15 protein-coding genes are annotated in these 12,762 nt (G+C 65.3%); 10 read left to right on the top strand and 5 right to left on the bottom strand.

All coding sequences use genetic code 11. The features are described from left to right. The first annotated feature begins 138 nt into the window (after positions 1-138). From hisIE to K7W42_RS08945, 5 genes are all read left to right on the top strand, one after another. On the top strand, positions 139-810 hold the full coding sequence (hisIE, locus tag K7W42_RS08965) for a bifunctional phosphoribosyl-AMP cyclohydrolase/phosphoribosyl-ATP diphosphatase HisIE (protein WP_224574039.1): 672 nt from the start codon (positions 139-141) through the stop codon (positions 808-810). Between the two features lie 135 nt (positions 811-945). Then, complete coding sequence (locus K7W42_RS08960; protein ID WP_224574037.1) at positions 946-1,821, top strand: DUF4394 domain-containing protein; 876 nt, start codon at positions 946-948, stop codon at positions 1,819-1,821. Positions 1,822-1,994: 173 nt separating this feature from the next. After that, positions 1,995-2,786: a phosphodiesterase gene (locus tag K7W42_RS08955; protein WP_224574034.1), complete on the top strand. Its 792-nt coding sequence runs from the start codon at positions 1,995-1,997 to the stop codon at positions 2,784-2,786. An 8-nt stretch (positions 2,787-2,794) separates the two neighbouring features. After that, positions 2,795-3,343 carry a 5-formyltetrahydrofolate cyclo-ligase gene (locus K7W42_RS08950; protein WP_224574032.1) on the top strand — a complete coding sequence of 183 codons (549 nt, stop codon included), beginning with the start codon at positions 2,795-2,797 and terminating at the stop codon, positions 3,341-3,343. Continuing rightward, a complete protein-coding gene (locus K7W42_RS08945; protein ID WP_224574029.1) occupies positions 3,340-4,044 on the top strand; it encodes a lysoplasmalogenase family protein in 705 nt (234 codons plus the stop codon). The genes K7W42_RS08950 and K7W42_RS08945 overlap by 4 nt, the downstream gene beginning before the upstream one ends. Here the strand turns inward: K7W42_RS08945 and K7W42_RS08940 are convergent. The 3 genes from K7W42_RS08940 to K7W42_RS08930 are packed head-to-tail and all read right to left on the bottom strand — an operon-like array spanning position 4,017 to position 5,869. After that, positions 4,017-4,652, bottom strand: a complete 636-nt coding sequence (locus K7W42_RS08940) for an SDR family NAD(P)-dependent oxidoreductase (protein ID WP_224574026.1) — start codon at positions 4,650-4,652, stop codon at positions 4,017-4,019. The two genes, K7W42_RS08945 and K7W42_RS08940, sit on opposite strands and share 28 nt — an antisense overlap. A gap of 46 nt (positions 4,653-4,698) precedes the next feature. Next, positions 4,699-5,322: an NUDIX hydrolase gene (locus K7W42_RS08935; RefSeq protein WP_224574024.1), complete on the bottom strand. Its 624-nt coding sequence runs from the start codon at positions 5,320-5,322 to the stop codon at positions 4,699-4,701. A 10-nt stretch (positions 5,323-5,332) separates the two neighbouring features. Then, positions 5,333-5,869 carry a 2'-5' RNA ligase family protein gene (locus K7W42_RS08930; RefSeq protein WP_224574021.1) on the bottom strand — a complete coding sequence of 179 codons (537 nt, stop codon included), beginning with the start codon at positions 5,867-5,869 and terminating at the stop codon, positions 5,333-5,335. 150 nt (positions 5,870-6,019) lie between these two features. Here K7W42_RS08930 and gcvT point away from each other — a divergent pair, with 150 nt between their 5' ends. The 5 genes from gcvT to K7W42_RS08905 all read left to right on the top strand — a co-directional run bounded on the left by gcvT (position 6,020) and on the right by K7W42_RS08905 (position 11,511). Beyond that, entirely contained in the window at positions 6,020-7,090 is a 1,071-nt protein-coding gene (gene gcvT, locus K7W42_RS08925) for a glycine cleavage system aminomethyltransferase GcvT (RefSeq protein WP_224574019.1), read from the top strand. A 107-nt stretch (positions 7,091-7,197) separates the two neighbouring features. Then, the gene (gene gcvH, locus K7W42_RS08920; protein WP_224574018.1) at positions 7,198-7,560 is read left to right on the top strand and encodes a glycine cleavage system protein GcvH; all 363 of its coding nucleotides are present in this window, start codon (positions 7,198-7,200) and stop codon (positions 7,558-7,560) included. Between the two features lie 151 nt (positions 7,561-7,711). Further along, a complete protein-coding gene (gene gcvP / locus K7W42_RS08915; protein WP_224574016.1) occupies positions 7,712-10,579 on the top strand; it encodes an aminomethyl-transferring glycine dehydrogenase in 2,868 nt (955 codons plus the stop codon). A gap of 306 nt (positions 10,580-10,885) precedes the next feature. Continuing rightward, positions 10,886-11,335, top strand: coding sequence for a hypothetical protein (locus tag K7W42_RS08910; protein ID WP_224574015.1), 450 nt, complete (start codon positions 10,886-10,888; stop codon positions 11,333-11,335). Next, a complete protein-coding gene (locus K7W42_RS08905) occupies positions 11,332-11,511 on the top strand; it encodes a hypothetical protein (RefSeq protein ID WP_224574014.1) in 180 nt (59 codons plus the stop codon). Before K7W42_RS08910 ends, K7W42_RS08905 begins: the two co-directional genes overlap by 4 nt. Before the next feature lie 209 nt (positions 11,512-11,720). Here K7W42_RS08905 and K7W42_RS08900 read toward each other — a convergent pair whose 3' ends face one another. Together K7W42_RS08900 and K7W42_RS08895 are read right to left on the bottom strand one after the other, a co-directional pair. Then, on the bottom strand, positions 11,721-12,296 hold the full coding sequence (locus tag K7W42_RS08900; protein WP_224574013.1) for a type 1 glutamine amidotransferase domain-containing protein: 576 nt from the start codon (positions 12,294-12,296) through the stop codon (positions 11,721-11,723). A 127-nt stretch (positions 12,297-12,423) separates the two neighbouring features. Beyond that, positions 12,424-12,741 carry a cupin domain-containing protein gene (locus K7W42_RS08895; RefSeq protein ID WP_224574012.1) on the bottom strand — a complete coding sequence of 106 codons (318 nt, stop codon included), beginning with the start codon at positions 12,739-12,741 and terminating at the stop codon, positions 12,424-12,426. Positions 12,742-12,762 lie beyond the last annotated feature (21 nt).

The raw sequence follows: 12,762 nt of genomic DNA, 5'->3' as shown, positions 1-12,762 counted from the left end.
CAACTCCACGTCCGGAACCCGTTTTTCTCCTTCTCACTCTGCTGCGGAGCTTTGCAAGTCCGCTCGGATTTCATCGTTTTTGCAAACGATTCAATCGGAGTCCGTATCACTCTTTACTCCCTGCCCGGAGGGCACCCCATGACTGCTGAACTCCTCTCACCTGACACCCTGACCTTTGACCCCCAGAGCGGCCTGATTCCGGTCGTGACTCAGGACGCCCGCAGCGGCGCCGTGCTCATGCAGGCCTGGGCCGACCGCGCCGCCGTGGAACGCACACTGGCGACCCGCGAAGCCACCTACTACTCCCGCTCGCGCCAGGAACAGTGGGTCAAGGGCGCGACCAGCGGGCACACCCAGCAGGTCGTGTCCGTGCAAACCGACTGCGACGGTGACAGTCTGCTGTACCGCGTGCAGCAAAGCGGCCCTGCCTGCCACACTGGGGCGTACTCCTGCTTTCACCGGCCGCTGCTGGAGGGCCGCACCCCGGACACTGGCCTGGACGGCACCCTGGAGCGCGTTTACGCCACCATCACCGAGCGCCTGGCCACCCTGCCCGAACAGAGCTACGTGACCCGGCTGCACGCCGGCGGCCTGGACCGCGTGCTGAAAAAAATCAGCGAGGAGGCGGGCGAGGTGCTGCTAGCGGCCAAGAATGGGGACCGCGCCGAGCTGGCGACCGAGGCCGCTGACCTGCTGTTTCACACGCTGTTTGCCCTGGCTGAAGTAGGAGTCACGCCTGCTGATGTGGCAGCGGTGCTTCAGGAACGCGAAGGCAAAACCGGCCTTAAAGGCCCCAAAGAAGTGGGGTAGGATTCGCCGACCATGAAGAAGAAATGAACAGGAGCCGCAATCTAATGAGCTCCGGCCAGCTTAACTGTCTGCAGAGGAGCGCTCCGGTCGTCTGAGAAAAGGCTGGAGCATCCACCATCCTAGGAGGATTGAAAAATGAAAAAAACTGCTCTGTTGGCCCTGATTTCGGCCCTCGCTCTGGCATCCTGCACCCGCACCCCTACTCCTGTTGCGCCCGTCGCCCCTATCGGTCAACTGGTCTACGGCCTCACCGCAAGCGGCCAGCTGGTCACCTTCGGTCTGGACAACGCCAACGCCAGCCTGACCACTATGAGTGTGTCGGGAATAGGCAACGGCGAAACACTGGTCGATCTGGACGTCCGCAATACTGACAACCGCCTGTACGGCTTCAGCAACACGGGTACGGTGTACAGGTTCAACGTCACCGCTGGAACGACCACCGTGACTGGCACGGCCGTCGACGACAGCACCGTCGCCCTGAGCGGCGCTACCGTGGTCGCCGCCGACTTCAACCCAGTGGCCAACCGCCTGCGCGTGGTGGGGACCAGCGATCTGAACTTCCGTCATACGGTGTCCAGCGCGCCTGTGAATGCGACTGGCGGCACCACGGCGGACGGCACCTTCGCTTTCGTGGACGCCAACGCGACCAAGAACCCCAACATCGCGGCGGCGGCCTACACCAACTCGTTTAACAACAGTGCCAACCAGGCGGTCAATGCCGGCACCACGACCGACCTCTACACAGTGGACGCTGACCTAGACGTGCTGGTCAAGCACAGCGTTGGCCCGCAGTTCAACGCCATGACCGCCGTGGGCGCCCTGGGCCAGAATGTTTCGGTCGGCTCGACCGGCTTTGACATCGCCGGCGCCAGTGCCGCCTACCTGAGCTCCAACGCAGGCAGCAACACCACTTTCTACACGGTCAACCTGCAAACGGGCGCCGCCACCCTGAAAACCACCGTCAGCGGCGTGAGCCTCAAGAGCTTTGCCCTGGGCCTGGCCACCCAGTAATCTTCCCTTTCTTGAATCGCGCGCTCTGGCTGTCATGGCCGGGCGCGCGATTTTCTGGAGACGGCTCGCACCGGGCCTTCTGGGCTGGCACAATGCAGCCACGTTCCTGCCGACTCGTGGCCTGCCCTGTAGGCCCATCTCCCCCGTTTCGCCCCTGTCAGAGGTGTTCCGCCATGCTTCTTGCTCAGCTCAGTGATCCCCATGTCGACCGCACTCGGCCCCACAAGGCCGCCGCCCTGCGCCGCGCCGTGGCCTTCCTCCTGGCCCTGCCCCAGCCGCCCGACGCGGTGCTGATCACGGGCGACTGCACGGACCACGGCCACCCTGACGAGTACGACGAATTCGAGGCGGCATTAGAGCCGCTCCCTATGCCGGTCTTCGTGGTGCCGGGCAATCATGACGACCGCGCCGAACTGCTGTCGCGCCGGCCCCCGCCCGGCGAAGCTTGCGAGGGCTTCATGCAGTACGTCGTCGAGGACTTTCCGCTGCGGCTGATCGGTCTGGACACCCACTGGCCCGGTCAAGGCGGCGGCGAACTGTGTGCCCGCCGCCTGACCTGGTTGGACGAGGTGCTGACCCAGGCATCCGCGCGCCCCACGCTGCTGTTCATGCACCATCCGCCGGTTCAAACCGGCCTGCAGGTGCTGGATGACATTGGCCTGCGGGGTCACGCCGAGTTCTGCGCGGTGGTGGCGCAGCACCCCCAGGTGGTGCGGGTGGTGGCCGGCCACGTTCATCTGCCGCTGACCGCCAGTTTCGCCCACACTATCGTCATGACCTGCCCCGGCACCGACGCCACCTTTCAGCCGGACTGGGCGCAGCCAGACAAACTGGTGATTCAGTACCAGCCGCCGCTGACGCTGCTGCACCGCTGGACCGCAGCCGGGGGCCTGACCTCGTTCACGGCCGTGCCCGAGTCGGCACCTTGGGTGACGCTTCATGACGGGCAGAGGTGGGCCGACTGAGCGCTTCAGTGGTCCCTATCACCAAAGCCGAGTGGCGGGCCTGGGCCAGGCAGGTCCGCGCGGCGCAGCCAGACGTGTCGGCTACTATCACGGGTCACCTCCGCACTTTTCTGCGCGCCCACGGCGCCCAGCGGGTGCTGGCCTACCGCGCCCTAAGCGGCGAGCCGGATGTGGCAGGGCTGGCCGACGACTTCGAGCTTCTCACCACCCGCGCCCGCTTTCGGCCGCAGCCGCATCTGACCCTGCACCCCTGGGACACCGCCACCGAACTCAGCCGCTTTGGCGCCTGGCAACCGCCGGCCAACGCGCCGCAGGTGCCGCTGGCCAGCGTAGACGCGGTGCTGCTGCCCGCCCTGGCTTATGACCGGCGCGGCGTGCGCCTGGGCTACGGAGGCGGCTTCTATGACCGCCTGTTACCCAACTTTGCCGGTCTGACGGTGGGGGTCATCCCCGTTGCGCTGCTGGTGCCCGCGCTGCCCACCGAGCCACATGACCGCCCAGCGGCGTGGCTGGCCACCGAGCACGGCGTGCAGGCGGCTCAGGGACTCTCCCCATGACCAGCTGGCCTTTTCGCCTGAGCGCTGCTGCCACCGTGGCGGCGGGTGCACTCGACCAGGCGCGCGCTCATCAAGTGGCCGAGGTCAGCCTGATCCTGACTCTGGCCGCTGAGGTCCTAGCGCGCGCCCCTGAGCGACACCCCCGCGACACCGCCCTGCTGCTGGGCGCCCTGAGCGCGTCGGGGCTGGGCGGGTTCCAGATCGCTACCGCGACGCATCTGCCGGACCCGCAGGGCCACCCCGCCGGTTTCCAGCGCGGCGCGGCGTGGTACGCGCTGGCTCAAGCTCTGTATATCGGTCTGCTGTGGCGACGCGGTGCCCGGCCCCACACGGAGCACTGGCCGCTACGTGTGACCGCAGCTGGGGTCGGTTTAGCGCTGCTGTGGCGCCATGACCGCGCCAGCCTGCCGGTCCTCAGCGGCTACGGCGCCCTATTGTCGCTGATGGCGCTGCTGGCCGCTGACCCGCGCCTCCCCCCAGAGGCGAGCAGCCATCTGCGCGCGGGCGGTTGGCTGTTTGTGGCGTCGGACCTGCTGATTCTGGTGCGGCGCTATCTTCTGCGAGGTGGCCTGAGTCGCGCCCTGACCGAAGGGCTCATGCTGGCTCTGTATGCCGCTGCCCAGCGTCGTCTAGTGGACGGCCTGCTGATCCTAACGCACCAGGAACAGACCGCTCAGGATTCCACCCGCAGTTCAGCCTGAGGCGGCCCGGCGCGGTCGGCCACAATGGCCTGGGCCACGGCAGCCGGGGCCAGTGCTCCTTTGGGTACGCGGCCCACCTGCGTCCACAGCCCTGTGTCCACCGCTGGGGGCAGCACCAGCGTGAAGCCCAGGCTGCGGTGTTCCAATCGCGCTATATCAGCAGCGCGGGCCAGGGCCGCCTTGCTGGCGGCGTACTGGGCAAAGCCGCGGGCCGTAGTCAGTTCGGGGCGGGCGCCCAGGAGGTACACGCGCCCGCCGGTGTTCAGATGCCGCAGCCCATGCTTAAGCATCCATAGCGCTCCAAAGTAGTTGGCATTCCAGACCGCGCGCACCTGGGCAGGGTCAGCCTCGGCCAGCGGGCCAGGGAGGGCGGCGCCCGCCGCATAGACCAGCGTGTCCAGCGTTGCGGGCAGCCCTTCAAACAGGGCGCGCACATGGCTTTCGTAGCCCAGATCGGTGGCCCTGGCCTGCGCCCCCAGTTCACGGCTGAGGGTCAGCAGGCGCGCTTCATTCCGCCCCGAGAGAAAGAGGGTGTCCCCCGCCGCCGCAAACGCGCGGGCGGTTGCCGCGCCGATTCCGCCCGTTGCCCCCAGCACCATGACCGTCATGGGGTCAGTCAAGCCCAGACTGGCCCAGGAAACGGTACGCCTGCGCTCAGTCCACGTCCACTCCCAGCGCCGGATTCTGGACCAGCGTAACGGCGCGGCGCACTTGCTCGGGCAGGTTGCGGCTCAGGCTCAGAGGCGGCAGGGCGTCCAGCGGAAAAAACCCGCTGTCGGTGGTTTCGAGGTTGGCCTGATGCACGCCGGCCCCGGCGCCGACCAGCTCGCAGTGCAGGAACAATTTGTACACAGCCCACAGATCCGGCGGGTGCGGATGCTTGGCCTTGTCCACGACAGACAGCAGCCGCAGGGCCCGCACCTCCTGGCCCGTTTCCTCGCGGACCTCGCGCACCGCTATTTCACGGGGACTCTCGCCGGGGTCGGCCCAGCCGCCCGGTAAACTCCAGCGCCCGTCCGAAGCCTCACGGGTCAGCAGCACCTCACCTTGGTCGTTGAGTACGACGGCCCGAACATCCACCTTGGGTGTGAGATACCCCTCCTCAACCCGGAGCAGGCCCGCCACCGCCGCTGGGGTCTGCCCGGTCTGCTCGGCCAGCAGCTCAGCGGTCAGGTCGCGTAGGCGCGCGAAGCGTTCGCGGTCGTAGGGGTCTCGGGTGTAGGTCAGCCCCGCCTGGGCGATGCTCTGGAGTTCTCTCAGCTGGGCCAGGGTGGGCATAGACGCGACTTTACCCGCCGCCCAGCGGCCACGCCTCCACCGGAAGATAGACGGCGCCCGGCCCAGGCTTACGCAGCCAGACCAACTCAGAGGCGGTCCAGGTCAGCGACGTGGCTGCCAGATCGGCAAACTCGCGCTGAGCAGCCATGAACAGCGAATTGAGGTCCACGCCCCGCCGGCCCAGTGCCAGGGTGAGATGGGGCGTCATCCCCGGTCCTTCTGAACTGAATTGCTGCTCGGGCTTCAAGGCGGCCAGCAGCGCCAGGTGTAAGGCCAAGGCACTGGGACTCTGCACCGTCAGATAGAGCGCGCGTCCACCCCCGAACAGCCTCAGTCCGCCAAAGGTTAGGGACACCGGCACCGTTTCAGCTGCCACGGCACACGCCAGACCCAGCCAACTCGGGGGATCGCCCAGGCCACTGCGGGCCTTGACCGTGACATGCGGCACCGCCGCTGCGTCCTGAATCCCCTGTGCGGCGCGGAATGCCTTCACCCGCCCGGCTAGTTCGGTCGGGGGCAGCAGCGCCAGGAGGTGTGAGGCTGTCACGGCCCATCCGGCAGGCACAGAGGCGAGTTCAGAAAGAGCGTAAATTCTCTCTCTGGCTGCAGCTTTTCCACTCCTTGACTTGACATTGCCCGCCCTCCCGTCGTCCAGACGGCCCGGACGCCCAACCACCTCTTCCGGTACGATTTTCCCATGACCGACACCCCCCAAGAGCCGCTGAAGCGGACGCCTCTGCACGCCGCGCACCTGCGCGCCGGGGCCCGCATGGTGCCCTTTGGCGGCTGGGATATGCCGGTGCAGTACAGCGGCCTGAAAGCCGAACACGACGCCGTCCGGACCGGCGCGGGCGTCTTTGACGTGTCGCACATGGGCGAGTTCCGCGTTACCGGCGAAGGCGCCCTGGCCTTCTTGCAGAGCGTGACCACCAATGACGTCAGCAAATTGAAAGCCGGCCGCGCCCAGTACAACTGGCTGCCGGGCGTGCAGGGCGGCCTGGTGGACGACATCTACATCTACATGGTGCGGGACGGCGAGTACCTGATGGTGGTCAATGCGGGCAACATTGCCAAAGACTGGGCACACCTGAACGCCCACACCCAGGGCTTTGACGTCACCCTGACCGATGAAAGCGACCGCTGGGGGCTGCTGGCGGTGCAGGGGCCCAAAACCCCCGAACTGCTGCAACCCCACACCGACACCGATCTGAGCGCCAAGAAGAAGAACGCCTTCTTTCAGACCAAGCTGTTTGGCTTCGACGTCTGGCTGGCCCGCACCGGCTACACCGGCGAGGACGGCTTTGAGGTCTTTGCCGTCGCGAGCGAGGCTGAAACCGTCTGGGACAAGTTGCTGGCCATTGGCCTGACCCCGGCTGGCCTGGGCGCCCGCGATACCCTGCGCCTGGAAGCGGGTTTCCCGCTGTACGGCCACGAGTTCAGTGACACCATTCATCCCCTGTCGAGCACCTACGCCTGGGTGGTCAAAGACAAGGCCCATGTGGGCCGGAACCACATCAGCCTGGCGCCGTCGCAGAAGCTGGTCGGCCTACGGCTGGAGCGCGTGCCGGTGCGCGAAGGCTACCCCGTCAAGGTGGCCGGGCAGGTCGTGGGCCACGTGACCAGCGGTACCAGCAGCCCCACCCTGGGCCACCCGATTGCCATGGCGCTGGTCGAAGCCGCTTACGCCACCGCCGAGACCTTTGAAGTCGAGGTGCGCGGCAAAGACCATCCGGCCACGCGCATGGAATTGCCGTTTTATAAGGCGTAGTGGAGTGCGGGAGGCGGTGCGCGCTCAACACTCTGCGTCCCGCCTCTCCGATTCCTGCGCGCCCTTTCCCACACATTTCCCCTCCCAAACCCCGGAGAATACACATCATGACGAACACCCCCTCTGACCTGAAATACGCCGCCTCGCACGAATGGCTCTCTGCAGACGGCACCGTGGGCATCACCGACTTTGCGCAGGAACAGCTGGGCGACGTGGTGTATGTCGAGCTGCCCGAAGTGGGCCGTGTGATTGAAGCCGGCGAGACCATTGCGGTTGTAGAGAGCGTGAAGACGGCCAGCGATATTTATGCCCCGGCCAGCGGCACCGTGGTCGCCGTGAACGAGGACCTGAGAGGCACCCCCGAACTGGTCAACAGCGCGCCCTACGAAGGCGGCTGGCTGTTCAAGCTGGACGTGACCGGCGAAGGCGACCTGATGGACGCGGGCGCCTACACCAGCGCGAACAACTGAACGCCTGGGGAAGGTTCCCTAGCCGCGCGCTGGCCGACCTTCCCCTCAGCCTGGCCCTCCCCTCCAGAGCTCTCTGAGCTCTTTGCCCCGTGGGAGGGCGTGTCCTATTGCCCGCCGGGTCTCTGGTGGGCCACCCACCCCAGGAGTCCCTATGACCCCCAATCTTCAGAGAACCAGCCTCACCGACCTGCTGCAAACCGCCGACTTTACGGACCGCCACATTGGCCCCACCGACGCCGAACAGGACGAGATGCTTCAGGGGCTGGGTGTAGGCAGCCTGGATGAACTGAGCGATTCCACCCTGCCCGAAAGCATCCGCTTTGACGGCGAGCTGCAGGTGGGCGGCCCCGTGACCGAGGCCCAGGCGTTGGCCGACCTGAAAGCCGTGGCGCAGAAGAACAAGGTGTTCCGCAGCTACATCGGCATGGGCTACCACGGCACGCACACGCCGGGCGTCGTGCTGCGCAACCTGCTGGAAAACCCCGGCTGGTACACCGCCTACACCCCCTACCAGGCCGAGATTTCGCAGGGCCGCCTGGAAATGCTGCTGAACTTCCAGCAGGCCATCATGGACCTGACCGCCATGCCGGTGTGTAACGCTTCTCTGCTGGACGAGGCCACCGCCGCCGCCGAGGCCATGACCCTGGCCAAGCGCGCGGGCAAGAGCAAGGGCAACACCCTGTATGTGGCGCAGGACGTACACCCCCAGACGCTGGATGTCATCAAGACCCGCGCCGAATATTTTGGCTACGACATCGTGACCGGCCCCGCCGACGCCGAGCTGCCCGACGGCACCTTCGCCGCGCTGGTGCAGACCCCCGGCACCTACGGCGACCTGCACGACCTCTCCCCTATTGCCGAGCGCGTGCATGCGGCAGGCGGCCTGCTGATTGCCGCCACCGACCTGCTGGCGAGCGCGGCAGTCAAGCCCGTGGGCGAGATGGGCGCCGACATCGTGATTGGCAGCGCCCAGCGCTTTGGCGTGCCGATGGGCTTTGGTGGCCCTCACGCGGCGTTCCTGGCCTGCCAGAAGACCTTCGAGCGTTCCATGCCCGGCCGCGTGATTGGCGTCAGCAAGGACGCGCGCGGCCATACCGCCTACCGCATGGCGATGCAGACCCGCGAGCAGCACATCCGCCGCGAGAAGGCCACCAGCAACATCTGCACCGCGCAGGCGCTGCTGGCGAACATGGCCGCCGCCTACGCCGTGTACCACGGCCCGAAAGGCATTGGAACGATTGCCGAGCGCGTCAGCCGCCTGACCGGCATTCTGGCCAAGGCACTGACCGACGCGGGCCTGACGGTGAATGCCGCCTTCTTCGACACCCTGAGCTTTGAAGGTGACGCGGCCAGCATCCGCGAGCGGGCCGAGGCCAAGGGCCTGAACCTGCGTTACGAGGTCGGCCGCATCTCGGTCAGCCTGGATGAGACCGTGACGGTGACCGACCTGAGCGACCTGATCGAAGCCATTACCGGGCAGCAGGCCGACGTGCTGGCGCTGGACCCTCAGGCGGTAGACGGCATTCCTGGGGACCTCAAGCGCACCACGGACTACCTCACCCACCCGGTCTTCAACACTCACCACAGCGAACACGGCATGCTGCGCTACCTCAAGTCCCTGGAGAACAAGGACTACAGCCTGACGCACGGCATGATTCCGCTGGGCTCCTGCACCATGAAGCTGAACGCCACCACGGAAATGATTCCCGTGACCTGGCCGGAGTTTGGGCAGCTGCACCCCTTTGCCCCCGCCGACCAGACCGAGGGCTACGCCGAGATGCTGGCGGAACTGGAAGCGTGGCTGGCCGACATTACCGGCTACGACGCTGTGTCCCTGCAGCCCAATAGCGGCGCCCAGGGCGAGTACGCGGGTCTGCTGGTTATTCGCAAGTACCATGAGGCGCGCGGTGAGAGCCACCGCACCGTCTGCCTGATTCCGGCCAGCGCCCACGGCACCAACCCTGCCAGCGCCGCCATGATGGGTATGCAGGTGGTTGTGGTGAAAACGGACGCTGACGGCAACATCGACATGGACGACCTGAAGGCGCAGGCCGAGAAGCACAGCGCCAACCTGGGCGCCCTGATGATCACCTACCCCAGCACCCACGGCGTGTACGAGGAGCGCGTGACCGAAGCCTGCGAGCTGATTCACCAGCACGGCGGGCAGGTGTACCTGGACGGCGCGAACATGAACGCCCAGGTGGGCCTGACCAAGCCCGGCCTGATCGGCAGCGACGTGAGCCACCTGAACCTGCACAAGACGTTCGCCATTCCCCACGGCGGCGGCGGCCCCGGCATGGGCCCCATTGGCGTGAAGGCGCACCTGGCCCCCTACCTGCCCAACCACGTTGTGCGCGCTGTGAACGAGAGCGAGACGGGCGCCGTGAGCGCTGCGCCGTATGGCAGCGCCAGCATCCTGCCCATTTCTTACCTGTACATTCGCCTGCTGGGCGCGCAGGGGCTGAAGAAGGCCACGCAGGTCGCCCTGCTGAACGCCAACTACATTGCCCAGGGCCTCAAAGGCGCCTACCCCGTGCTGTACACCGGGCGCAACGAGCGCGTGGCGCACGAATGCATCATTGATCTGCGCCCACTAAAACAGGCCACGGGCGTGACCGAAGAAGACGTGGCCAAGCGCCTGATGGACTACGGCTTCCACGCCCCCACCATGAGCTTCCCCGTGCCCGGCACGCTGATGATTGAGCCGACGGAAAGCGAACCCAAGGCCGAGCTGGACCGCTTTATTCAGGCCATGCTGGGTATTCGCCGCGAGATTCAGGATGTGCAGGACGAACTGATTGCGGCGGCAGACAGCCCGCTGAAGCACGCGCCCCACACCCAAGCCGACCTGATCGCGGAGGACTGGAACCGCGTGTACAGCCGCGAGACGGCCGCCTACCCCACGAGCACGCAGAAGGCGTGGAAATACTGGCCCGCCGTAAACCGCGTAGACAACGTGTACGGCGATAGGAATTTTGTGTGCAGCTGCCCCCCCGTGGAGGAATACGTCGAGGCGTAAATCACCTCACGACTCTAGACCTGCAACGGCTTCCATCTGGGAGCCGTTGTTGTTCGTTGTGGCCCAGCCTTCAGGCCGCAGCATTTAACGGACTCTGAGCGTTTTCTCGCATTGCAGTCAGCTGATTGAGGACGCAAGCGATCTAGCCCCACTCCGTTTTTCACCCACCACACCAGTCATGCTCTATGAAGACGCCCTATCCCACGATCCCCTTGAACCGCTTCACCAAAATTCCTGGGCTACCCCAGCCTGAGCCTGGGCGGGCCGGACTCCAATAACGAACTGAGCCCGTTCTAAACTGAAGTCGTGACGCACCTCTCCGACGATTTCCGTGACTTTTTGGAAGCGCTGAATGGGCGCCAAGTGCGGTACCTGGTAGCAGGCGCATTTGCCTTAGCTGCCCACGGCCACCCGCGATACACCAAAGACTTGGACATCTGGTTAGAGATCAGCGTAGACAACGCACAGCGGCTTATAGCAGCTCTGCGTGACTTCGGTTTCAGTAGCCTGGGCCTGACTGAGCAGGACTTTCTGACAGAAAACATCGTGATTCAGCTCGGCTACGAACCGAACCGCATTGACCTCCTGACCTCGCTGGATGGTGTGACATTCAGCGAGGCTTACCCACGTCGCATGATGCTCTCGCTGGCAGGTTATCCAGCCCCTGTGCTGGATGTAGAGACACTTAAGACGAATAAACGCGCCACAGGCCGCTTGCGCGATCTGGCCGACATAGAAGAACTGGGAGATTCATGACCCGCAAAGCCACCGTCAAGATTTACCAGAAGGGCGCCGAGCCCCCGGCTTCAGCCGAATGGCGTGACCGCACGCCAGAGGAAAGGGTCATGGAAGTATTCCGCCTGCGCGCCATGTGGGGTGCCGACAAAGCGCCCATGGAGCGCGTCGTGACCATTCGCCCTCTGAAGAAGTAGAGCATGCGTTCAAAGGTAAACTCGCCCAAAATAAAAAACCCGCCTTCTTCGGCGGTGATAAAACCAAGATAGCCCGATATGCATCCGGCGTCAACCCTCACGTATCGAACCAATTTACGTCGTTCAGTACGTCATTTCTAGACTGCCGCGATTCCATGTATGCAAGACGGAGGCGGGTCGCCCATTCCACGGCGCCCGCCTCTCCCCTTTCACCGCTTGCTGCTGTGGTCCCCTTCCTGAAACTCTTCAATCATTTTTTTGATGAAAGCGGGAATGTCGTCCGGCTTCCGGCTGGTCACAATGCCCCGGTCCACCACGACTTCCTTGTCCACCCACTCCGCACCCGCCAGCCCCAGCTCGTGCTTCAGGCTGGGCCAACTGGTCATCTTCAGCCCCTTGGCAATGCCCGTTTCGCTCAGGCTCCAGGGTCCGTGACAGATAGCGGCAATGGGCTGGCCGTGGTCATAGAAGGCGCGCACAAACTGCATGGCGTAAGCGTCCAGCCGCAGCTTGTCGGGGTTGACGGTGCCGCCGGGCAGCAGCAGGCCGTCGTAGTCACTGGGGTTGGCCTGCGTGACCGTGTGGTCCACGTCGTATTTGTCTTTGGGCGTGATGTCGCCTTCCATACTCTGAATCTGGCCTGGCTTCAGGCTGATCAGGTGGGTGGTGGCCCCAGCGGCTTCCAGCGCCTCTCTGGGTTTCACCAATTCCACCTGCTCCACCCCGTCGGCGGCGAGAATGGCAATCACTTTGCCGGCCAGCGGCTTCCCTGTCTGGTCGCTCATGCGCCTTAGCGTGCAGGGAAAGGGGCCGGGCGGGGTGACGGCGCCCTGAAGGCGAGTTCATGAGGGCTTGGGCAAGAAAGAGCGCCGCGCCAGCGGTGGGCTGGGCGGCGCTGAAGTAGTGGGGTGCTTACTTCTCGGTGGGCGGGCTGGTGACTTCCACGGCCGTCAGCGTTTCCAGAATGCGGTAGGTGTGCGGCGCGTTCATGGGCACGCGGTAGGAATCGCCGGGCGCCAGCGCAATGGTCTGGCCGTCCACGGTCAGCTCGGCGCGGCCTTCAATGACGTAGCCCAGCGTCTCGTACTCGTTCATGGTTTCGGGCTTCTCGCCGCTGGGCTCCTCGCGGTGCCACAGGCGCATGCTGCTCTGCTCGCCGCGAATCAGGTGGTGCTCGCCCTCAGGGCCGTGGGTCGTGTCGCTCTGGCTGACTTTGTAGCTGCTGGTCATGCGCCCAGCCTCGCCTGTCCG

Origin of the sequence: Deinococcus betulae, assembly GCF_020166395.1 — a bacterium.
In the GTDB taxonomy this organism is placed as follows: Bacteria; Deinococcota; Deinococci; order Deinococcales; family Deinococcaceae; genus Deinococcus; species Deinococcus betulae.
The sequence above is the reverse complement of the archived record's forward strand: the minus strand, read 5'-3'. Positions and strand labels throughout refer to the sequence as shown.